This window comes from Pseudomonas sp. CGJS7 (genome assembly GCF_036961695.1).
Map to the genome: position 1 here is coordinate 38,622 of NZ_JBAMDI010000018.1, position 21,241 is coordinate 59,862.

Genomic DNA, 21,241 nt, shown 5'->3' on the forward strand with positions numbered 1-21,241 from the left:
GCGCCCGTCAGCCCCGCCGGGGCTTGTGGAAAACCACCATGGACTTACCCAGTAGTTACTCGCTAACACGATTCATACAGAAAGATCTGACCGATTGATTCCCTCGGCGTGCTCCGCTGCTGGGAGTGGAGTTCGCCTATGACCGAAGTAGAAGTTAAAAAAGCGCAAGAAAGCCTGCAGGATCGCCTGGCCCAGGTGGTCGAACTGCTGCAGCGCCAGCGCATGGTCGAAGACCTGACCCATCGCCAGGAAGGCGCGCACAACGACCTGGTGGAAAACCTGGTCCACCGCCAGAACCTCGTCGAGCTGCAGCGCAAGCTCGATGACCTGCACCCCGCCGACATCGCCTACATCCTCGAAGCCTTGCCCCTGGAAGATCGCCTGACGGTCTGGCAGCTGGTGCGCTCGGAGCGCGATGGCGACATCCTGCTGGAAGTTTCCGATTCGGTTCGCCAATCGCTGATCGCCGACATGGACGATCACGAGCTGCTGGCTGCCGCCAAGGAGATGGACGCCGACGAACTGGCCGACCTCGCCCCAGAGCTGCCGCGTGACGTTGTTCACGAGCTGATGGAAACCCTCGATGCCCAGCAACGCGAGCGGGTGCGTTCGGCGCTGAGCTACGACGAGGAGCAGGTTGGTGCGCTGATGGACTTCGAGATGGTCACCATCCGCGAAGACGTCAGCCTGGAAGTGGTGCTGCGCTACCTGCGCCGCCTGAAAGAACTGCCGAACCACACCGACAAATTGTTCGTGGTCGATTACGACGGCATCCTCAAGGGGGTATTGCCGATCAAGCGCCTGCTGGTCAACGACCCGGAGAAGAAGGTGGCGGAGGTCATGGCGACCGACCCTGTCTCCTTCCAGCCCGAGGAAGATGCCTACGATGCAGCGCAGGCTTTCGAGCGTTATGACCTGGTATCCGCCCCGGTGGTGGACAAGAGCGAACGCCTGATCGGCCGTCTGACCATCGACGAAATGGTTGACCTGATCCGTGAGGAAAGCGAGAGCGAAGTCCTCAACATGGCGGGTCTGCGTGAAGAGGAAGATATTTTCGCCTCGGTCTGGCGTTCGTTCCGCAACCGTTGGGCGTGGCTGGCAATCAACCTCATTACCGCGTTCGTTGCTTCGCGAGTGATCGGGTTGTTCGAAGGTTCGATTGAAAAGCTGGTGGCGTTGGCTGCGTTGATGCCGATCGTTGCGGGTATTGGTGGTAACTCTGGTAACCAGACCATCACCATGATCGTCCGCGCCATGGCCCTGGACCAAGTGTCGCCAGGCAATACCAGCCGCTTGATGCGCAAGGAGTTGGCGGTGTCGCTGATCAACGGCCTGGTTTGGGGCGGCGTGATTGGTGCGGTGGCTTTCTGGCTGTATGGCAGCTGGTCGCTGGGGGTGGTGATGACCGCGGCGATGACCTTGAACTTGTTATTGGCGGCGCTGATGGGCGTGCTGATCCCGATGACCTTGGCCCGCTTGGGGCGCGACCCTGCGATGGGCGCGAGTGTGATGATCACTGCTGTGACCGACAGCGGTGGTTTCTTCATCTTCCTTGGGCTGGCCACGCTGTTCCTGTTGTAAGCCAGTCCTCCCTGTGGGAACAATCCCGCAGGGAAATGGCCTTGCTGCCAGTAAGACGCCCACAAAAAAGCCAGCTTACGCTGGCTTTTTCGTGTTCGCTGCAGCCCCTCAGGAGGCGTCTGCGGCCATTTCCACATCGTGAGCGATGAGGGCGACCAGAGCGTTCTGCTGGCGGTGGGACAGTTGGCGGAAACGCTGCAGCAACTCGCGCTCATGCAGGGACAGTTCAGGGCTGTCCAGGCGCATGCTCAGTTCGTCACCCAGCGCACCTTCCTGGATAAGGCTCTGTTCCAGGCGTGCAATGATCTCGGAGTTCATGCTGCGGTGGTGGTTGCGTGCTACCTCGGCAATGCGCTCACGCATTCCGTCAGGCAGGCGGACGACGAACTTGTCAGCAGTGCGGCTCGAATAAATAGCCTGTTTCATTGGGCGCATATAAATTGACCAGAGTTTGGTTCAGGGGAAGCGGTTCTCAAATTGGCCGCACGGGATGGAAGTACGACCGTGGCGACGACAAAATGTTCAACCGCCAGTGAAAAATGGATGCTCATCTTGCCTCATGGTCGCCGTTTGCTTGGCGTCAATTATGTGACAAATAGTGATCCGGATAAAGGCTTTATGCCAGTACCAATTATCAGAAATGAGCACTGGTTTGAAAAGTTTTACATGCTCTGGCTAGCCTGGCCGTCAGTCTTTTGCCGTCAACAATCGGTAAAACGCAGAAAAATGCCCAGAAAAGCCCTAGAATGCGCCGGTTCCCTCCATAGAGCATAGTGGCTATGCAACATGACGCAAGCGACCGCCGATCAGGGACGGGCCGGTTGATATTTCTGGTTGGGCCGTCGGGTTCCGGGAAAGATTCCCTGATCGACGCGTCGCGTGAGCAACTGGCCGCCGCCGGGGTAGAAATTGCCCGCCGGGTCATCACCCGTTCGGCCGAAGCCAAGGGCGAAGCTGCCCAAGGGGTCACGCCTGAGCAGTTTGATACCTTGCGTGCGCAGGGTGCGTTTGCCATGCACTGGCGGGCCAATGGCCTGGACTATGGCATACCCCGGCAGGTGGACCAGTGGTTGGCGGCGGGGAGGGCAGTGCTGGTGAATGGCTCGCGGGCTTATCTGCCAGAGGCCCGTCAGCGCTATCCGGATTTGTTGGCCGTGTTGGTCGAGGTCAAGCCTGAGGTGCTGCGCCAGCGCTTGCTGGCCCGGGGCCGGGAAAGCGCAGAAGAAGTGGAGCAGCGCCTGGCGCGCAGCGCACGCTTGCAAGCTGCAGCCGACCCGTCGGTGCATGTGCTGGATAATTCTTCCACACTGGAGGCGGCGGTCGCCGCATTCGTTTCGCTGCTTCGCGATCAGGGCGTACTACCGCGGGGATAGCAGCCGCAGAAAAGGATTACGCGAAAAAGCCCAGTTCAGGCATGACAAACGCCAGCATGCTGGTTAACATGCTGGCCATCCCGCTGTGCAGCGCTCGCTGCCGGTCGTAGCGTCTCAGTAGCTCAATTGGATAGAGCATCCCCCTCCTAAGGGGAAGGTTGCAGGTTCAATTCCTGCCTGGGACGCCATTCTCGTCATTCCCATTATTGTCTCCGTCGCCTTTGTCGCCGCCGTGCTGCTGTTGACAGCACCTGCGCGTGGCCAGCGCTGTCATGCATCACGTTCGTGGGCTAACACCGCGCTTGACGCCAGCCGCTGGCGCATCAGGAAGTACCCCGCCACCACCAGCAGTACCGTCAGCACCGTGAACCAGAATTGGAAACGCGATGCCGGGTCGAACGCCTGGGTGCCGATGACTGCCAGCAAGGCGAACAGCGCAATGATATTGGTGTAGGGGAACAGCCAGGCACGGAAGGCGTTTGGGGCGACCGCTTCGTGGCGGGTTTTCACGCGCATGGCCACGTGGGCGATGATGATGAAGATCCATACGACCATGACCAGGCTGCCGGTACTCTTGGCCAAGGTCATGAACAGGTCGCCGCCACTGACAAAGTGCACGGTCAGGATCATCGTGCAGATCGACAGGCTCAGCAGCAGTGCATTGATCGGTACGCCCTTGGCACTGGTGCGCGAGAAGAGCTTGGGCGCGTGACCGCGCTGGCTCAGCGAGAACAGCATGCGTGAGTTGGAGAACATGAACGAGTTCATCACCGACATGAACGAGACGAACAGCACCAGTTTCATGGCCACTGCAGCACCACCGAACCCGGCCAGGCTGAACAGCGAAACATAGGGCGAGGCCAGGTTGGCCTTGTCGGTCCAGGGCAGGCAAAGGATCAGGATCGACACAGAACCTACGTAGAACAGCATCACCCGCAGTATCACGCTCTTGATCGCGCGGATCACGTTTTGTCGCGGGTTCTCTGACTCACCCGCGGCCACAGCGGCAATTTCGCTGCCGCCCAGGGAGAAAATGACCACGATAACGCCGGCCATCACCGGTGACAGGCCGTTGGGCATGAAGCCGTCATGGGCGGTGAGGTTGATCAGGCCGGGGGCGGGAATCTCACTGTGCAGGCCGAGCAGGATCGAGACGCCCAGCAGCATGAAGATGAGGATGGTGGCGACCTTCATCGCAGCCAGCCAATACTCTACTTCGGCAAACGAACGCACCGAGTAGGCGTTGCTGGCCATGAGTGTCACCAGCATCAGGAAGGCGCCTGCCCAGATCGGTAGCCAGGGCAGGAAGTCATGCAGGATGGCGCCCAGCAGTACCGCTTCCAGGGTGATGGTCATCATCGACTTGAACCAGTACAGCCAGCCGACCGCAAACCCAGCCCAGTCGCCGAGGTAGGTGTTGGCGTAGGTCGAGAACGACCCTGCATCCGGGTTGCGGCAGGCCATTTCGCCCAGCATGAACATGACCAGGGTGACCACCAGGCCACCAATGAAATACGACAGTATGGCCGCGGGCCCTGCCGATGCGATCAGTGAGCCCGAGCCCATGAACAGCCCTGCACCGATCACCCCACCCAGCGCGATCATGGTGATATGCCGCTGCTTGAGGCTTTGCTTCAAACCGTGTGATTGCATTTCCTTGTCCTCTCTTATTTTAGGGGGGATCCGGCATCGTTCCCCTACGCAGGCATCGTCATGCGCCTGCGTCCACGCGTGGCAAATAGCTACCAGCCTGCCACCCTGGACAATAAGGCCAAGGACCTCAAACGAATTCTCTGCACAACATCCTGCCGATTTTTCCTGAGACCGGTCATGGCGCCGGTAGCGGTGCAGTTGGCGAAGCCATGCACCACCTGAACATCGACGCTACCGGACGCCTTCAAACCGTTCAGGCTGGGTCGCCTTGGACGAACCGCGGCGCTCTCCTTACCGGCCGCTGCCACTCCCTCATACCGGGCGAGCCGCTTGTTGCTCTTCATCCACACCGCCGTCCACCTTGGCGACCTGCTCTTGCGCTTTCTCCTCGATCTTGCGCTCGATGTCTTCTTTCATGCGCTGGGCGATCAACTCGTCGACCTTTGCTTTCATTTCGGGCGGCAGGGCGTCGTACTCTTCTTCGGTCAGGCCTATTTCACGCAGCAGTTTTTCCTTGATCATCTCGCCGGGCGACTTGGACATGAAGTCGTGAAATTCCTGCCGGGCAGTCTTGGGCGGCAGGGGTTCTCCGATGACCGGCTCAGTGGTCGCAGAACCCAGGTTTTGCAGCATCACCTTGAACTTGGCAAAGGCTTCTGCACGAGCATCCTCAGCGTTTTGCTGAGCGGTGCTGCCCCCGCTCTGTTGTTGGCTCGCGGTGTTGGCGGTGGTTATTGGCGTGCGCAGCGGTGCAATCTGGGCCACTGTCTGCTCATCGCTGGTGTACCGAGGCTGGTGGAGCGTGGGCTGCCAGCTGACGCCGTTAGGGGCGATTATCATGTTTCCTCCTTGGAAATCTCGTTGGCAGGTACCAAGCGCAAAAGCCATGCCAGCGCTGTGCCGGTCGAAATCAGGGCGTTGGCGCTATTTCGGTTGCACGCGGGTGGGCATATGCTTGCCCGTGATAGGCATCATCTTGCCGCTCGCGGCAATCAACACCACTGTCGGCAGCCCCTTGATCGGAGCGCAGTTGCTGGGCATCAGGGAGAGCGTCCATGAGTCAAGACACCAGGCCGGTACCTGCCGGCTTCAGTGAACAGCAATTGCACACCTTGTTCGATTTGATCAGCGATGGCATCTGGGACTGGAATGCCAATACCGGTTACGTCTATCGCAACCCGGGCTGGTACAGCATGCTGGGTTATGCCAGCCACTCCATGGCCAACTCGGTATTTACCTGGGAAAGCGTGATCCATCCCGAAGACTACCCACGGGTAATGGCCCATTTCGAGGCCTATATCAATCACCGCAACGAGCGCTACCGCATTGAATACCGTTGCCGTTGTCAGGACGGCAGCTACATCTGGATCGAAGACAGCGGCTACATCATCGCGCATAACGAGGACGGTTCCGTGGCGCGCATGCTGGGTGCGCATCGCAATATCGACGCTGGCAAGCGTTTGGTGTCTCAGCTGGAACAGAAGAACCAGTCGCTGGAGTTTCAGGTGGCCGAACGCACCCGTGAGTTGTCCTGGGTGAACCAGCAGTTGCAGCGGCAACTGGACGAAAACCGTGAATTGGCCGAACGCGATGCGTTGACCCGTGTCGCCAACCGTTACCGGCTGGAGAGCGCGTTGCAGCTGGAGTGCCAGCGCGCCCAGCGCTTCCGCCAGCCGTTGTCGCTGATTGCCATGGACATGGATGATTTCAAGCCGATCAACGACCGCTACGGTCACGCCCGTGGCGATGCGGCGCTGGTCCGGGTGGCCGAAAGCCTGCGCACCTGCTTGCGCGAGCTGGACCTGCTGGCGCGCTGGGGCGGCGACGAGTTCGTCATCGTGCTGCCGCAGACCGCGCTGGGGGAGGCGCTGGATGTGGCGGCGCGCTTGCGTCAGGTGCTGGAGCAGGTGGAGCCGGTGGGTGATTGCCGGCTGACCATGAGCTATGGCGTGGTGCAATGGCGGGAAGGGGAGGACCAGCACGCGCTTCTGGCACGTGCCGACAAGGCGCTCTACAGGGCCAAGGGGACAGGCAAGAACGCAATTGCCGAGTAGCTAGCCCCTCAAAGAGTGTGCGGTTCTCTGGAGGCTTAGGGTTCTCTGGAGGCTTGGATGGCCTGAATGAAAAAAGACCCGCAGCGCCTCTCGGCGCAGCGGGCCAAATCGGCCTCGGCCGCTTCAGTGTCAGATATGCAAGGCGTGGCCCAGGGCGCGCAGTGCGGCTTCCTGTACCGCTTCACCGAGCGTTGGGTGGGCATGAATGGTGCCGGCCACATCTTCCAGGCGCGCGCCCATCTCCAGCGATTGGGCAAACGCGATGGACAGCTCGGAAACCGCCACGCCAACCGCCTGCCAGCCCAGGATCAAGTGGTTGTCGCGCCGCGCCACCACGCGCACAAAACCGCTTTTCGATTCCAGGCTCATGGCCCGGCCGTTGGCGGCAAACGGGAACTGCGCGACGATGCAGTCCAGGCCCTGCTGGCTGGCTTGTTCCGGGGTCTTGCCGACCACCACCACTTCCGGGTCGGTAAAGCAAACGGCGGCAATCGCTGCCGGTTCGAAGCGTCGGGCCTTGCCGGCGATGATTTCGGCGACCATCTCGCCCTGGGCCATGGCCCGGTGCGCCAGCATCGGTTCGCCAGCGACGTCGCCAATGGCCCAGACGTTGTGCATGCTGGTGTGACAGCGCTCGTCGATGGCAATGGCGGCGCCGTTCATCTTCAGGTCCAGGCATTCCAGGTTGAAGCCTTTGGTGCGCGGCCGGCGGCCCACGGCCACCAGTACCTGGTCGGCCTCGAGGCGCAGTTGCCCACCCTTACCGTCGCTGGCCAGCAGGCAGCCATTTTCGTAGCCCTCGACGCTGTGGCCCAGGTGCAGCGCTATGCCCAGTTTCTTCAGCGACTCGGCCACCGGGGCGGTCAATTCGCTGTCGTAGGTCGGCAGGATGCGCTCACGCGCTTCCACCACACTCACCTGTGCACCCAGCTTGCGATAGGCAATGCCCAGCTCTAGGCCGATATAGCCACCGCCGACCACTACCAGGTGTTGCGGCAGGGTTTTCGGCGCCAGGGCTTCGGTCGAGGAAATCACCGGGCCACCCAGCGGCAGCATAGGCAGTTCGACACTGCTGGAACCGGTCGCCAGCAACAGATGCTCGCACTGGATACGCTGTCCATCGACTTCGACCTGCTTGCCGTCCAGCACCTTGGCCCAGCCATGCATCACTTTCACCCCGTGCTTTTTCAGCAGGGCGGCAACACCGGTGGTCAGACGGTCGACAATGCCGTCCTTCCAGGTGACGCTCTGGCCGATGTCCAGGCGCGGCGAAGCCACGCTGATGCCCAGCGGCGAGGGTTCGGTAAAGCGCGAGGCCTGGTGAAACTGCTCGGCCACGTGGATCAGCGCCTTGGACGGGATGCAGCCGATGTTCAGGCAGGTGCCGCCCAGTGCCTGGCCTTCCACCAGTACGGTAGGAATGCCCAGTTGCCCGGCGCGGATGGCTGCTACATAGCCGCCAGGGCCGCCGCCGATGATCAACAGGGTAGTCTGGATAATCTGTTGCATGCTCACTCCACGAACAGGCAGGCGGGTTGTTCGAGCAGGCCACGCACGGCCTGGATGAACAGGGCGGCGTCCATGCCATCGACCACGCGGTGGTCGAACGAGCTGGACAGGTTCATCATCTTGCGCACGACGATCTGGCCGTCGATCACCACTGGCCGTTCGACCATGCGGTTGACCCCGACGATTGCCACTTCCGGGGTGTTGACCACCGGCGTGCTGACAATGCCACCCAGGGCGCCAAGGCTGGTCAGGGTGATGGTCGAGCCGGACAGCTCTTCACGGCTGGCCTTGTTGTTACGTGCAGCGTTGGCCAGGCGCGAAATCTCGCCGGCATTGGCCCACAGGCTGCCTGCTTCGGCGTGGCGCAGCACGGGCACCATCAGGCCGTTGTCACCTTGAGTGGCAATGCCCACATGCACCGCGCCATGGCGGGTGATGATCTGCGCTTCGTCGTCGTAGGTCGCGTTGATCTGCGGGAAGTCACGCAGCGCCACGACCAGGGCGCGTACCAGGAATGGCAGCAAGGTCAGCTTGCCACGGCTGTCGCCGTGCTTGCTGTTGAGTTGCTGGCGCAGGGCCTCCAGGGCGGTGACGTCGATTTCCTCGACATAACTGAAGTGCGCGACCCGGCGTTTGGCGTCCTGCATGCGCTGGGCGATCTTGCGGCGCAGGCCGATCACTGGCACCTGCTCGCTGTCGGTGCGCTTGGCATAACCATCAGGTGCTTGCCCGGCATTGCTTTGCGGCCTGCTCATGAAGGCGTCGAGGTCTTCGTGCAGAATGCGCCCGGCCGGGCCGCTACCATGCACATAACGCAGTTCGATACCGGCGTCCAGGGCGCGTTTGCGCACGGCAGGCGAGGCCAGCGGCTTGTCGCCCGGCTGGCGCGGCACGATGGGCGCAGCTTCGTGGTTGGCGGGCGCCTGGTACACGGCGGGTTTTACGTCTTTCTGCGGTTCCGGCTTGGCTGCAATGGGGGCAGCCGGGGCCTCTACCGGTTTTGGCTGAGGCACATCCACATGGTTGCCGCTGCCTTCCACTTCGATGCGGATCAGTTCGCTACCGACCGCCATCACTTCCCCGGGCTGGCCACCCAGGGCCAACACCTTGCCGCTGACCGGCGAGGGGATTTCCACGGTGGCCTTGTCGGTCATGACGTCGGCCACCACCTGGTCCTCGGCGATGATGTCGCCGACCTTGACGAACCATTCCACCAACTCGACCTGCGCGATGCCTTCGCCAATGTCCGGCATCTTGATGACGTGCGTGCCCATTCAGACCTCCATGACCTTTTTCAGTGCCGCACCTACCCGCGAAGGGCCTGGGAAGTAAGCCCATTCCTGTGCGTGAGGGTAGGGGGTGTCCCAGCCGGTGACGCGTTCGATCGGCGCCTCCAGGTGGTGGAAGCAGTGCTCCTGCACCAGCGACACCAGCTCGGCACCGAAGCCGCAGGTGCGGGTGGCCTCGTGCACCACCACGCAACGGCCGGTCTTCTTCACCGACTCGACGATGGTGTCCAGGTCCAGCGGCCAGAGGCTGCGCAGGTCGATCACTTCGGCATCGACGCCGCTTTCTTCGGCGGCCACCTGGGCCACGTACACCGTGGTGCCGTAGGTCAGCACGGTCACGTCATTGCCAGGGCGGGTAATGGCGGCCTTGTCCAGCGGTACGGTGTAATAACCGTCGGGCACGGCGCTGTGCGGGTGCTTCGACCACGGTGTTACCGGGCGGTCGTGGTGGCCATCGAACGGGCCGTTGTACAGGCGTTTGGGCTCCAGGAAGATTACCGGGTCGTCGCATTCGATCGAGGCAATCAACAGACCTTTGGCGTCATAAGGGTTGGACGGCATCACGGTGCGCAGGCCGCACACCTGGGTGAACATCGCTTCCGGGCTCTGGCTGTGAGTCTGGCCGCCATAGATGCCGCCGCCGCAAGGCATGCGCAGGGTCAGCGGGGCAATGAACTCGCCGGCCGAACGGTAACGCAGGCGGGCCAGCTCGGAGACGATCTGGTCGGAGGCCGGGTAGAAGTAGTCGGCGAACTGGATCTCCACCACCGGGCGCAGGCCATAGGCACCCATGCCCACGGCGGTACCGACGATGCCGCTCTCGGAGATGGGCGCGTCGAACACGCGCGATTTGCCGTACTTGTTCTGCAGGCCTTCGGTGCAGCGGAACACGCCGCCGAAGTAACCGACGTCCTGGCCGTACACCACCACATTGTCGTCGCGCTCAAGCATGACATCCATGGCCGAGCGCAGGGCCTGGATCATGGTCATGGTAGTGGTGGCCATGGCGGTTTCCGGGTTGATGCTGTTGTTGTGGTCGTTCATCTCAAACCCCCAGTTCCTGGCGTTGACGGCGCAGGTGTTCGGGCATCTCCTTGTACACATCCTCGAACATCGAGGCGGCGCTCGGGATGTGCCCGTTGGCCAGGGTGCCGTATTGCTCGGCTTCTTTCTGTGCGGCAATTACCGCAGCTTCGAGCTCGGCCGTGACGGCCTGGTGTTCTTCCTCGGACCAGTGGCCGATCTTGATCAGGTGCTGCTTCAGGCGGGCGATCGGGTCACCCAGCGGGAAGTGGCTCCAGTCGTCGGCAGGGCGGTACTTGGAGGGATCGTCCGACGTCGAGTGCGGGCCGGCACGGTAGGTGACCCACTCGATCAGGCTTGGGCCCAGGCCGCGGCGGGCGCGCTCGGCCGCCCAGCGCGAGGCGGCGTACACGGCGACGAAGTCGTTGCCGTCAACCCGCAGCGAAGCAATACCGCAACCCACGCCACGGCCGGCAAAGGTGGTCGACTCGCCACCGGCGATGGCCTGGAAGGTGGAAATGGCCCACTGGTTGTTGACCACGTTGAGGATGACCGGGGCGCGGTATACGTGGGCAAAGGTAAGGGCGGTGTGGAAGTCTGACTCGGCAGTAGCGCCGTCACCGATCCATGCCGAGGCGATCTTGGTATCGCCCTTGATCGCCGATGCCATGGCCCAGCCGACCGCCTGCACGAACTGGGTCGCCAGGTTGCCGCTGATGGTGAAGAAGCCGGCCTCGCGCACCGAATACATGATCGGCAACTGGCGGCCCTTGAGGGGGTCGCGCTCGTTGGACAGCAGTTGGCAGATCATCTCGACCAGCGACACGTCGCGGGCCATCAGGATGCTTTGCTGGCGGTAGGTCGGGAAGCACATGTCGGTGCGGTTCAGCGCCAGCGCCTGGCCGCTGCCGATGGCTTCTTCGCCCAGGCTTTGCATGTAGAAGGACATCTTCTTCTGGCGCTGGGCAACCACCATGCGGCTGTCGAAGATCCGCGTCTTGAGCATGGCGCGCATGCCTTGACGAAGGATCTGCGGGTCGATGTCTTCGGCCCAGGGGCCTTGCGCATCGCCTTGCTCGTCGAGCACGCGGACCAGGCTGTAGGACAGGTCGGCAGTGTCGGCAGCATCGACATCGATAGCGGGTTTACGGGCTTGACCTGCATCGTTGAGGCGCAGGTAGGAAAAATCGGTCTGGCAGCCTGGCCGGCCGGTGGGCTCGGGCACATGCAAACGCAGGGGGGCGTACTCGTTCATGCTTTTTACGCTCGCTCGGGTATTTGTTTTTGTGAGCTCTGAAGCGGCCGCCGCTGAGTACCGGCTTGTGACTGGTAAGTCAGCGTCACCTACATCTTAGTGGCACGGCAGGAGAATTTTTCTCTCAAGTTGATTGCCTTTGCTGAGCGGGGCAGATAAACATTCCGCATAAACACAAAAAACCGGTGATTTTGTCTTATGCGCAAACTCGATCGTACCGATATCGGCATTCTCAACAGCCTGCAAGAGAACGCCCGCATCACCAATGCCGAGCTGGCACGCTCGGTAAACCTGTCGCCCACGCCTTGTTTCAACCGGGTGCGGGCCATGGAAGAGCTGGGGGTGATTCGCCAGCAGGTGACCTTGCTGTCGCCTGAGGTGCTGGGGCTGGATGTGAATGTGTTTATCCATGTCAGCCTGGAAAAACAGGTGGAGCAGTCGTTGCATCGCTTTGAAGAGGAGATCGCCGAGCGGCCTGAGGTGATGGAGTGCTACCTGATGACCGGCGACCCGGATTACCTGCTGCGGGTGCTGCTGCCGAGCATCCAGGCGCTGGAGCGGTTTCTCGATTACCTGACGCGCTTGCCGGGCGTGGCCAATATTCGTTCGAGTTTTGCCCTGAAGCAGGTGCGCTACAAGACGGCGTTGCCGTTGCCGGCCAATGGCATGACCTTGCGGGAGTAGGGGGCGGCGCCGGCACAAGGATCGCATCCACCTATAGGTGCGGGTTCACCCGCGAAGAGGCCGGCACAGCCACCCAATAGGCTGCTTGATATTTTAAACACCCGCAGCCTATGTTGTTGTCAGCCTACAACAACAAGGACAAGCGTCATGAGCACTGCTCAGCTCCAGGGCATCGACGAAATCGAATGCGTCACCCCCGACCTCAACGGCGTCCCGCGCGGCAAGGTGATGACCGCCGAAGGCTTCCTCGAAGGCCGTCGTCTGCAGATGGCCCGGGGCGTGCTGCTGCAATGCATCATGGGCGGTTATCCACCAGCGAAATTCTACGGCAGTGACGACGGCGACCTGGCACTGGTGGCCGAACCCGGTCAGGTCCACCGTCTGCCCTGGAGCCATGACGGCCGCGCCTTGGCCATCTGCGATGCCAACGAGCTGGATGGCCGGCCCTCGGCACTGTCCACCCGGGGCCAGTTGAAGGCCGTGATAGCCCGCTATGCGGCACTGGGCCTGGCGCCGGTAGTGGCAACCGAGCTGGAGTTCTTCGTCTTTGCCCCCAACACCGACCCGCAGCAACCGTTCCTGCCGCCTGTAGGCAGCGATGGTCGCCGCGAGCTGGGCCATTCGGCGTTCAGTGTCAGTTCCAACAACGGCCTGCGCCCGTTCTTCAAGGAGGTGTACCAGTGCATGGCCGCGCTCGGCCTGCCACGTGACACCTTCATGCACGAAATGGGTGTCAGCCAGTTCGAGATCAACCTGCTGCACGGTGACCCGCTGCTGTTGGCCGACCAGACCTTCCTGTTCAAGCACCTGCTCAAGGAAGTGGCGCTCAAGCACGGGCTGACCGTGGTCTGCATGGCCAAGCCGCTGGCGCGTACGCCCGGCAGTTCCATGCACATTCACCAGAGCCTGGTCGAGGCCGGCAGCGGGCGTAACGTGTTCAGTGACGAGCAGGGCCTGCCGACAGACACCTTCCACCATTTCATCGGCGGGTTGCAGGCGTGCATGGCCGACTTCACCGCCCTGTTCGCACCCAACGTCAACTCCTACCAGCGCCTGTGTCACCCCTATGCCTCGCCGAACAATGCGTGCTGGTCCGAGGACAATCGCGCCGCTGGCTTGCGCATTCCGGCCAGTGCGCCGGTCGCGCGACGGGTGGAAAACCGCCTGCCTGGCGCCGATGCCAACCCCTACCTGGCCATTGCTGCCAGCCTGGCCGCCGGGCTGCATGGCATCGAGCAGCGCTTGCAGCCATCGCCGGCCATCCAGGGCGAATTCGAAGTGCCCGAGCACCTGAGCCTGCCGTGCACGCTGCACGCGGCCCTTGAAAGGCTCAAGCGCAGTACGCTGGCGCGGGAACTGTTCGGCAGCGAGTTCATCGAAGGCTACATTGCCAGCAAGACCCTTGAGCTGAGCGATTTCTTCGACGAGATCACGCCGTGGGAGCGCCGGGTCCTGGCGGCACAGGCCTGAGCGCGACACAACCTGCACCGGGCACGCCCCCGCAGTGCCAAATAGCTGTCGGGGGCCTGCGCCAGGCGGGTTTTGCCTTTATGCTGCTAGCACCCAAAACTGCCACCTGACCAGGGAGCTCCACGGGACGTATGCGAAATGTATGGAAGCCGTTTCAGTCGTTGTATTTCGCCGCGCTGATGATGTTGATCGGCTCGGGCCTGCTCAGCACCTACCTGGCCCTGCGCCTGGCTGCCGACCACGTCGACAGCCTGTGGGTGGGTGCGTTGATGGCGGCCAACTACTTTGGTCTGGCGGTTGGCGGCAAGGTTGGCCACCGGCTGATCGGACGGGTAGGGCACATACGCGCCTATGCCACCTGTGCCGGTATCGTCGGCGCTGCGGTGCTCGGCCATGGCCTGACCAGCTGGCTGCCGGCCTGGGTCGGGCTGCGCGTGATCGTCGGCCTGGGGATGATGTGCCAATACATGGTCATCGAGAGCTGGCTCAATGAGCAGGCCGATGTGAAGCACCGGGGCGCGGTGTTCAGCGGCTACATGATTGCCTCGTACCTGGGGCTGGTGCTTGGCCAGTTGATTCTGGTGGTGCACCCGCAGCTCGGCCCTGAGCTGCTGATGCTGGTGGCGATGTGCTTTGCCCTGTGCCTGGTGCCCGTGGCGATGACCCGGCGTATTCACCCGGCGCCCTTGCGCCCGGCACCGATGGAGCCGAAGTTCTTCATCAAGCGCGTGCCGCAGTCGCTCAGTACGGTTTTGGGCTCGGGGCTGATTGTCGGCTCGTTCTACGGTCTGGCGCCTTTGTATGCGTCAAGCCAGGGGATGAGTACCGAGCAGATCGGTCTGTTCATGGGTAGCTGCATTTTTGCCGGCCTGCTGGTGCAGTGGCCGCTGGGCTGGTTGTCTGACCGTTATGACCGGGCGGTGCTGATTCGGAGTGTGGCAGTGGGGCTGGCGCTGGCTGCTGCGCCATTGGCAATACTGCCCAGTGTGCCGCTGGAGTTGCTGTTCGGTATCGGCTTCCTGATCTCGTTGCTGCAGTTTTGCCTGTACCCGCTGGCGGTTGCTTTTTCCAATGACCACGTGGAAAGCGAGCGCCGGGTATCGCTGACGGCGATGCTGTTGGTGACCTACGGTGTGGGTGCATGCGTCGGCCCGCTGGCGGCAGGGGTTCTGATGAAAGTGCTGGGCGCGCAGATGCTGTATGCCTTCTTCGTGTTCTTTGCCCTGGTGCTGGTCTGGCGCATTCGGCCGAAAGCGGTTACCGGCCTGCATCAGGTGCAGGACGCACCGCTGGGCCACGTGGCGATGCCGGCGGCCGGTTCGCCATTATCGGCGGCGCTGGACCCGCGAGTGGATGAGCAGACGGTGCAGGACGTGATGCAGGCGCCGGTGGCGGCTGAAGACACCGAGGATGAAGAGAAGGGCGCGCAGCAACAGGCGCCTGAAGAGGTCAGCAAGTCGGTGTAGGAGCGGGTTTACCCGCGAAGAGGCCAGCCCAGCAGAAACACAAATGAAAACGCCACCTCAGCAGGTGGCGTTTTCTGTTTTACCGACCGACGATCAATAATCGTCCTTGTCGAACCGCCGCGCCTCACGCTGCAGCTGGTACACGAAACTCTCGATCTTGCGCTGCGCCTGCCCGCTCAGGTTGTGGAAGCGCACGCCGGCAAAGGTGGTGTTGATGCGCTCTTCATAGTGCAGATGACGCAGCTCGACCATGGTGTCCACCAGGCCCAGTGGGTTGCCCGCCTTGAAGCGCTCATACACCTGGCCCAGTTGCAAGCGGTCTTCGACATTGCCTTCGAAGCGCAGTTTGCAGCCGGTGGCCGAGATATCCAGCAGCTTGCCTCGCATGGCGCCGTTGCCCTTGAGGTGAGCACCGTCAAGGATGATGTCGACCAGCTGCGATAGCTTCAGCGCGGCGCGGAAGGCGTTGCGGCGCTGGTGGTAGGTCACCTCTTGCGGCAGGGGGCCGCTGTAGCAGCGGTGGCCGTCGACTTCGCTGATTTTCAGCGCGTGATCGCATTCCCAGGCGATGCGTACACCATCGTGGAAGCCTTCGACACGGAAGTGCTCGCCGTTCTCGATGAATTTCTCGCCGTCACGGGGGATCATCTCATCCAGTGCCAGGGTGTTGCTTTCGCGGTCCACGTGCACCACATAGCTCTGGAAGCGCTGGCTGCGGTCATGGAAGGTGATGATCAGGGGGTCGTGGCTTTCCTGCAGCTGCCGCAAGTTGGCCGCAATCTCCAAGGGGGTGCTCAACACCTTGGGTGGTTGCGGGGCATCGGATTCATTGAACACAGCTTATTGTTCTCCAGGCAAAAGCGACACACGCAAGTAACGGCATTTTGCCACTATGTTCTGTGCCTTGATAGAAAAATCACACTTGGCTGAGCGCGCGCGGCTTGGCCAGCGGCGAGGTGCTGCCACGGCTGTCGTAGAGCGAAGGCGAATCGCCGCCCTGAAGGATGCGGATCTGGTTGTTGGTGACGTGTTGCTGCACCTGGATGATCCGGCCATTGGTCTGGTTGACCTGCTGGCAGTCGTCCATCAGTTGCGACAACATGTCGAGCCGCTGCAGCATCACATCACCATGGGGTGACTGCGCAGCTACAGCCTGCACACCGGTGCGGTCGGCACTCAGGCCCAGGCTGCCGAGCAATTGGCTGCGGCGCTGGCCGTGCTGCTCGAGCAAGATGATCAACGACTGCTTGCGCGCCAGGATTTGCTCCAGCAGCGGCATGTCGCGGCCATGCAGGGCGATTGCTTCCTTGTGCAGAAGGTCGAGCAATTCCTGCATCGGGGCAATGTCATCTTCGATCAGTTGCAGCAAGGTGGTGTCGTGCATGGCTAACTCTTGGCTTTTCTGGCGTCCGTGAAGTCAGCGCGCCGTACGGTCAGCGCTGGGCTTCGAAATCAAGCAGTTTGCTGGCGACCCGGCCGGCATCGACCTGGTAGCTGCCGTCGGCGATCGCCTGCTTCAACTGGGCCACACGGGCGCTGTTGACCACGGGCTCGTCGCGCAGCTTGTCGCTGATCTTCTGCAACTGCTGTGCCTCTTGGCTGAGGTGTACCGCCTCTCCGCTGGCGCTGGTGTCTTTCACCGCTTCCTGGCTGGCTGCCGGTTTTTCGGCGCTGCCGGACGCGGTGTTGCCGCGCACGCCGCCCGTGACGGACGGAGAGTTATTCAAACGACTGAAGTCGATGACCATGATCAGAAACCTCTGGGTATTTGGACGCTTGCCTTGTTTTCGGCCAACCCGATATAAACTTTAGGCACAAATGCATTGCCGCCTGTCGGCAAGCCCGCGAACCCGTGTTCTGACACAGTTTAGGAAAAGCGGTTCCTCACTGCCAGCGCAATCTGGTGGCTAGCCTACATACTGACCTCGACCTGGCCCGGGCCGGTCACCCTGGCCTTGACCACGCGTTTGGAATTGAGGTTGCGTACCCGGATCTGCTCGCTCAGGCCGCCCTTGCTCAGGGCTTCGCCCGGCATGCGCACACTCAGGCTGCCACTGCGGGCGATGATCACCACCTGGTCACCCTTGCGCACCACCTCGGCCTGTTCCAGGTGTTGCGGGGTGAGCACCTGGTCGATCACCGTGGGGCGCAGCATCTTCATGCCCACCGCCTGGTCCAGCTCGGTCAGAAAGCCCTGGCCCAGGGTGCCGACATCGCGCTCGCGCAGGGCCACGTCACCTTCGCCGACCGTGGTGTCGCGCTTGAGCGGGCGGGTCACCACCACCACATCGCGGAAAAGTCGCACGGTGGCCGGCACGAATACCGTCCACGGTGCTGCGCCGTTGCAGCGTATCCGTACCGTCACCCGGCCCAGCGGCTGGGCCGGGCTTTCCAGTGAGGCGTCCAGCTGCTGGCTGCACAACGGCATGCGCAGGCGTGGGTCCAGCGGGTTGACCTGAATTTCATAGCGGCCGGCAGTCTGGGTGGTGGACAGATAATCTTCAACGGTGAATTCAAGAAACCCTTGGGTGACACCGATAAGCTGTTCAGGCAAGGTGAACGCGTTCGCCACCGTGCGAACGCCGGGCATCAGCAGGCACAGCATGGCCAGCGGGCCAGTCAGCAGGCGTGTCAATCGTCGGGAAAATGTCGTTTTCGTGTGCATGACACTCAAAAAAGCAAAGCCCGTGCCGACTCGCTACCTGAGTTGCAACGAAAGGCTGAAACGTTAAGGAGTCTGGCATGGCGGGTGTTATGGATTCGGTCAACCAGCGCACGCAGCTGGTGGGGCAGAATCGCCTGGAATTGCTGCTGTTCCGCCTCAATGGCGAACAGCTTTACGGCATCAATGTGTTCAAGGTCAGGGAAGTACTGCAATGCCCTGCGCTGACCCTGCTGCCCAAGGCGCACCCTGTGGTGCGTGGCGTTGCCAATATTCGCGGGGCGACCATCCCGATCCTCGACTTGTCGATGGCCACCGGGTTGCGGCCGTTGCAGGAAGACACACGCAACAGCTTCGTGATCATCACCGAGTACAACACCAAGACCCAAGGCTTCCTGGTGCATTCGGTGGAGCGCATCGTCAACATGAACTGGGAAGAGATCCATCCGCCACCCAAGGGTACCGGCCGCGATCACTACCTGACCGCGGTCACTCGGGTGGACAACCGCATGGTCGAGATCATCGACGTGGAGAAGGTGCTGGCCGAAGTGTCGCCGTCGTCCGAGTCGGTATCGGCCGGTGTGATCGATGCCGAAGTGCAGGACAAGGCGGTGTTGATGCGGGTGCTGACCGTCGACGACTCGTCAGTGGCGCGCAAGCAGGTCAGCCGTTGCCTGCAGACCGTTGGGGTCGAGGTGGTGGCGCTCAATGATGGCCGTCAGGCGCTGAACTACCTGCGTCAGCTGGTGGATGAGGGCAAAAAGCCGGAAGAAGAGTTCCTGATGATGATCTCGGACATTGAAATGCCGGAAATGGACGGATATACGCTAACCGCGGAGATTCGCAGCGATCCACGCATGCAAAAATTGCACATCTGCCTGCATACTTCGCTTTCCGGGGTGTTCAACCAGGCAATGGTCAAGAAGGTCGGCGCCGATGACTTCCTGGCCAAGTTCAAGCCGGACGACCTGGCCCAGCGGGTGGTCGACCGGATCAAGGCAGCGCATTGAAGCAGCCGGGGGCATGCCCTCCGGCACCAGTGATTGAAAAGAGGCGGCAGTAGTGTCTACGGGTAATTTGGATTTCGAACAGTTCCGGGTCTTCCTGGAGAAAGCCTGTGGCATCCTGCTGGGCGAGAATAAGCAGTACCTGGTTTCCAGCCGTCTCAACAAGCTGATGGAACAACAGGGCATCAAGAGCCTGGGTGAGCTGGTGCAGCGCATCCAGGCCCAGCCGCGCGGCGGTTTGCGCGAGCAGGTGGTCGATGCCATGACCACCAACGAGACCCTGTGGTTTCGCGACACCTACCCGTTCGAGGTGTTGAAGAACAAGGTGATCCCCGAGTTCATCCGCAACAACCCCGGCCAGCGCCTGCGCATGTGGTCGGCGGCCTGTTCGTCGGGGCAGGAGCCGTATTCCATTTCAATGGCGATCGACGAGTTCGAGCGCAGCAACCTCGGCCAGTTGAAGATGGGGGCGCAGATCGTCGCCACCGATCTCTCCGGCACCATGCTGACCAACTGCAAGACCGGCGAATACGACAGCCTGGCGATTGCCCGCGGCCTGTCCCAGGAACGCCTGCAGCGCTATTTCGACCCCAAGGGGCCGGGGCGTTGGGCGGTCAAGCCGGCGATTCGCAGCCGTGTCGAGTTCCGCTCGTTCAACCTGCTCGACAGTTATGCCAGTCTGGGCAAGTTCGACATCGTGTTTTGTCGCAATGTGCTGATCTATTTCTCGGCGCAGGTGAAGAAGGACATCCTGCTGCGCATTCACAGTACCCTCAAGCCCGGTGGCTACCTGTTCCTCGGCGCCTCGGAAGCGCTGAACGGCTTGCCGGACCATTACCAGATGGTGCAGTGCAGCCCGGGGATCATCTACCAGGCCAAGTAAGCACGAAGGCCGGTATCGAGAGATGCCGGCCTTTTGTTTGCCTATCCGCTGTTCCTGCCGAGCTCCCCGTAGGAGCGGGTTTACCCGCGAAGAGGCCGGCCCTGCTGGCCATTTACCACCCGCCGTTCACCGTTGCCGCCGCTACCGTATTCGCGGGTAAACCCGCTCCTACGCAGATTGGTGGTGGACATACATCGGAGGTTGGACACAGACCGCCGTAGGAGCGGGTTTACCCGCGAAGAGGTCCGCCCAGGAAAACACTGACGTCAATTTTTTGTTTTGCCGCTTTTGCCGCCCATCAATTGCCGCTTTTGTCACCTCAGGCGGAAGGCCTTTGCCGCTTTTCTGGCATCAATCTGACAGTACTGCGCCGCAAAACCCCATAAACACGGGCTTTTCAGTGGTTGGCACAGCCCTTGCTATACCTTGCTCAACGAAATTCCGGTCAACCTCTGAAGGTTTCCCTGACATGAGCATCAGCTTCGACAAGGCGCTTGGTATTCACGAAAAGGCACTGGGCTTCCGCGCCCAGCGCGCTGAAGTGCTGGCCAACAACATCGCCAACGCCGACACGCCCAACTACAAGGCCCGTGACATGGACTTCGCCTCGGTGCTCGCAGCCGAAAGCGACAAGCAGCAGAGCGGCGGCCGCTTCAACCTTGACCGGACCAACAGCCGGCACATCGAAGCTGAGGGCCTGGCCATGGCCGATGAAACCCTCAAGTACCGCACGCCGCTGCAGCCGTCGATCGACCAGAACACCGTGGATGCGCAGATCGAGCAATCGAACTACACGGAAAACGCGATTGGCTTCCAGGCCAGCTTCACCTTGCTCAACAGTAAATTCAAAGGGCTGGTTTCCGCCCTGCGGGGAGAATGACCATGTCCCTTTCCAGTGTCTTCAACATTGCCGGTAGCGGCATGAGCGCACAGAACACGCGTCTGAACACCGTGGCGTCCAACATCGCCAACGCCGAGACCGTGTCTTCGAGCATCGACCAGACGTACCGCGCCCGCCACCCGGTGTTCGCCACCACCTTCCAGAATGCGCAGGCCGGCAGCAGCCAGTCGCTGTTCGAAGACCAGGGCGAGGCAGGGCAGGGCGTGCAGGTAAAAGGCATCGTCGAAGACCAGAGTACCCTTGAAGCACGCTACGAGCCGAACCACCCGGCGGCGAACAAGGACGGCTACGTCTACTACCCGAACGTCAATGTGGTCGAGGAGATGGCTGACATGATCTCCGCCAGCCGCGCGTTTCAGACCAACGCTGAACTGATGAACACGGCCAAGAACATGATGCAGAAAGTGCTGACCCTGGGGCAGTGATAGGAA

At 61.6% G+C, this 21,241-nt stretch carries 21 protein-coding genes and 1 tRNA gene; 11 read left to right on the forward strand and 11 right to left on the reverse strand.

What is annotated here, in order from left to right:
• Positions 1–138 precede the first annotated feature (138 nt).
• A complete protein-coding gene (gene mgtE / locus V7787_RS13560) occupies positions 139–1,581 on the forward strand; it encodes a magnesium transporter (protein ID WP_003254500.1) in 1,443 nt (480 codons plus the stop codon).
• Positions 1,582–1,689: 108 nt separating this feature from the next.
• Here the strand turns inward: mgtE and V7787_RS13565 are convergent, their stop codons facing one another.
• Positions 1,690–2,016 (reverse strand): Arc family DNA-binding protein, encoded by a 327-nt coding sequence (locus tag V7787_RS13565; protein ID WP_003254499.1) that lies wholly within the window; start codon positions 2,014–2,016, stop codon positions 1,690–1,692.
• A 344-nt stretch (positions 2,017–2,360) separates the two neighbouring features.
• On the opposite strand from V7787_RS13565, the gene phnN reads away from it, so the two are divergent.
• Both phnN and V7787_RS13575 read left to right on the forward strand, forming a co-directional pair.
• Positions 2,361–2,954: a phosphonate metabolism protein/1,5-bisphosphokinase (PRPP-forming) PhnN gene (gene phnN / locus V7787_RS13570; protein WP_064493120.1), complete on the forward strand. Its 594-nt coding sequence runs from the start codon at positions 2,361–2,363 to the stop codon at positions 2,952–2,954.
• Between the two features lie 111 nt (positions 2,955–3,065).
• Positions 3,066–3,142, forward strand: a tRNA-Arg gene (locus V7787_RS13575).
• Positions 3,143–3,224: 82 nt separating this feature from the next.
• Here the strand turns inward: V7787_RS13575 and V7787_RS13580 are convergent.
• Positions 3,225–4,607, reverse strand: a complete 1,383-nt coding sequence (locus V7787_RS13580) for an amino acid permease (protein ID WP_064493119.1) — start codon at positions 4,605–4,607, stop codon at positions 3,225–3,227.
• A 312-nt stretch (positions 4,608–4,919) separates the two neighbouring features.
• A complete protein-coding gene (locus V7787_RS13585) occupies positions 4,920–5,447 on the reverse strand; it encodes a hypothetical protein (protein ID WP_020193305.1) in 528 nt (175 codons plus the stop codon).
• Between the two features lie 215 nt (positions 5,448–5,662).
• Here V7787_RS13585 and V7787_RS13590 point away from each other — a divergent pair, with 215 nt between their 5' ends.
• A complete protein-coding gene (locus V7787_RS13590) occupies positions 5,663–6,661 on the forward strand; it encodes a sensor domain-containing diguanylate cyclase (RefSeq protein WP_010955114.1) in 999 nt (332 codons plus the stop codon).
• A gap of 129 nt (positions 6,662–6,790) precedes the next feature.
• On the opposite strand, the gene lpdA is transcribed toward V7787_RS13590, so the two are convergent.
• The 4 genes from lpdA to V7787_RS13610 are packed head-to-tail and all read right to left on the reverse strand — an operon-like array spanning position 6,791 to position 11,737.
• On the reverse strand, positions 6,791–8,170 hold the full coding sequence (gene lpdA, locus V7787_RS13595) for a dihydrolipoyl dehydrogenase (RefSeq protein ID WP_064493118.1): 1,380 nt from the start codon (positions 8,168–8,170) through the stop codon (positions 6,791–6,793).
• A 2-nt stretch (positions 8,171–8,172) separates the two neighbouring features.
• A complete protein-coding gene (locus V7787_RS13600; RefSeq protein ID WP_020193302.1) occupies positions 8,173–9,444 on the reverse strand; it encodes a dihydrolipoamide acetyltransferase family protein in 1,272 nt (423 codons plus the stop codon).
• Positions 9,445–10,503: an alpha-ketoacid dehydrogenase subunit beta gene (locus tag V7787_RS13605; protein WP_012051588.1), complete on the reverse strand. Its 1,059-nt coding sequence runs from the start codon at positions 10,501–10,503 to the stop codon at positions 9,445–9,447. It abuts the gene before it with no gap.
• A gap of 1 nt (position 10,504) precedes the next feature.
• Positions 10,505–11,737 (reverse strand): 3-methyl-2-oxobutanoate dehydrogenase (2-methylpropanoyl-transferring) subunit alpha, encoded by a 1,233-nt coding sequence (locus V7787_RS13610; RefSeq protein ID WP_003254486.1) that lies wholly within the window; start codon positions 11,735–11,737, stop codon positions 10,505–10,507.
• Positions 11,738–11,935: 198 nt separating this feature from the next.
• Here V7787_RS13610 and bkdR point away from each other — a divergent pair, with 198 nt between their 5' ends.
• From bkdR to V7787_RS13625, 3 genes are all read left to right on the forward strand, one after another.
• On the forward strand, positions 11,936–12,421 hold the full coding sequence (gene bkdR, locus V7787_RS13615) for a Bkd operon transcriptional regulator BkdR (protein ID WP_003254485.1): 486 nt from the start codon (positions 11,936–11,938) through the stop codon (positions 12,419–12,421).
• Positions 12,422–12,649: 228 nt separating this feature from the next.
• Positions 12,650–13,891, forward strand: a complete 1,242-nt coding sequence (locus V7787_RS13620; RefSeq protein WP_177410033.1) for a glutamine synthetase family protein — start codon at positions 12,650–12,652, stop codon at positions 13,889–13,891.
• 131 nt (positions 13,892–14,022) lie between these two features.
• Entirely contained in the window at positions 14,023–15,357 is a 1,335-nt protein-coding gene (locus V7787_RS13625) for an MFS transporter (RefSeq protein WP_010955108.1), read from the forward strand.
• A 93-nt stretch (positions 15,358–15,450) separates the two neighbouring features.
• On the opposite strand, the gene V7787_RS13630 is transcribed toward V7787_RS13625, so the two are convergent.
• The 4 genes from V7787_RS13630 to flgA form a co-directional block, all read right to left on the reverse strand.
• Entirely contained in the window at positions 15,451–16,194 is a 744-nt protein-coding gene (locus V7787_RS13630) for a flagellar brake protein (RefSeq protein ID WP_064493115.1), read from the reverse strand.
• A gap of 79 nt (positions 16,195–16,273) precedes the next feature.
• Positions 16,274–16,741: a flagella synthesis protein FlgN gene (locus V7787_RS13635; protein ID WP_010955106.1), complete on the reverse strand. Its 468-nt coding sequence runs from the start codon at positions 16,739–16,741 to the stop codon at positions 16,274–16,276.
• Positions 16,742–16,790: 49 nt separating this feature from the next.
• A complete protein-coding gene (gene flgM, locus V7787_RS13640) occupies positions 16,791–17,105 on the reverse strand; it encodes a flagellar biosynthesis anti-sigma factor FlgM (protein ID WP_003254479.1) in 315 nt (104 codons plus the stop codon).
• 164 nt (positions 17,106–17,269) lie between these two features.
• A complete protein-coding gene (gene flgA, locus V7787_RS13645) occupies positions 17,270–18,022 on the reverse strand; it encodes a flagellar basal body P-ring formation chaperone FlgA (RefSeq protein ID WP_064493114.1) in 753 nt (250 codons plus the stop codon).
• Positions 18,023–18,099: 77 nt separating this feature from the next.
• On the opposite strand from flgA, the gene V7787_RS13650 reads away from it, so the two are divergent.
• From V7787_RS13650 to flgC, 4 genes are all read left to right on the forward strand, one after another.
• Entirely contained in the window at positions 18,100–19,029 is a 930-nt protein-coding gene (locus V7787_RS13650; RefSeq protein ID WP_010955104.1) for a chemotaxis protein CheV, read from the forward strand.
• 52 nt (positions 19,030–19,081) lie between these two features.
• Entirely contained in the window at positions 19,082–19,909 is an 828-nt protein-coding gene (gene cheR, locus V7787_RS13655; RefSeq protein WP_004575768.1) for a protein-glutamate O-methyltransferase CheR, read from the forward strand.
• 469 nt (positions 19,910–20,378) lie between these two features.
• On the forward strand, positions 20,379–20,789 hold the full coding sequence (flgB, locus tag V7787_RS13660; protein WP_010955103.1) for a flagellar basal body rod protein FlgB: 411 nt from the start codon (positions 20,379–20,381) through the stop codon (positions 20,787–20,789).
• A 2-nt stretch (positions 20,790–20,791) separates the two neighbouring features.
• Positions 20,792–21,235, forward strand: a complete 444-nt coding sequence (gene flgC, locus V7787_RS13665) for a flagellar basal body rod protein FlgC (protein ID WP_003254469.1) — start codon at positions 20,792–20,794, stop codon at positions 21,233–21,235.
• Positions 21,236–21,241 lie beyond the last annotated feature (6 nt).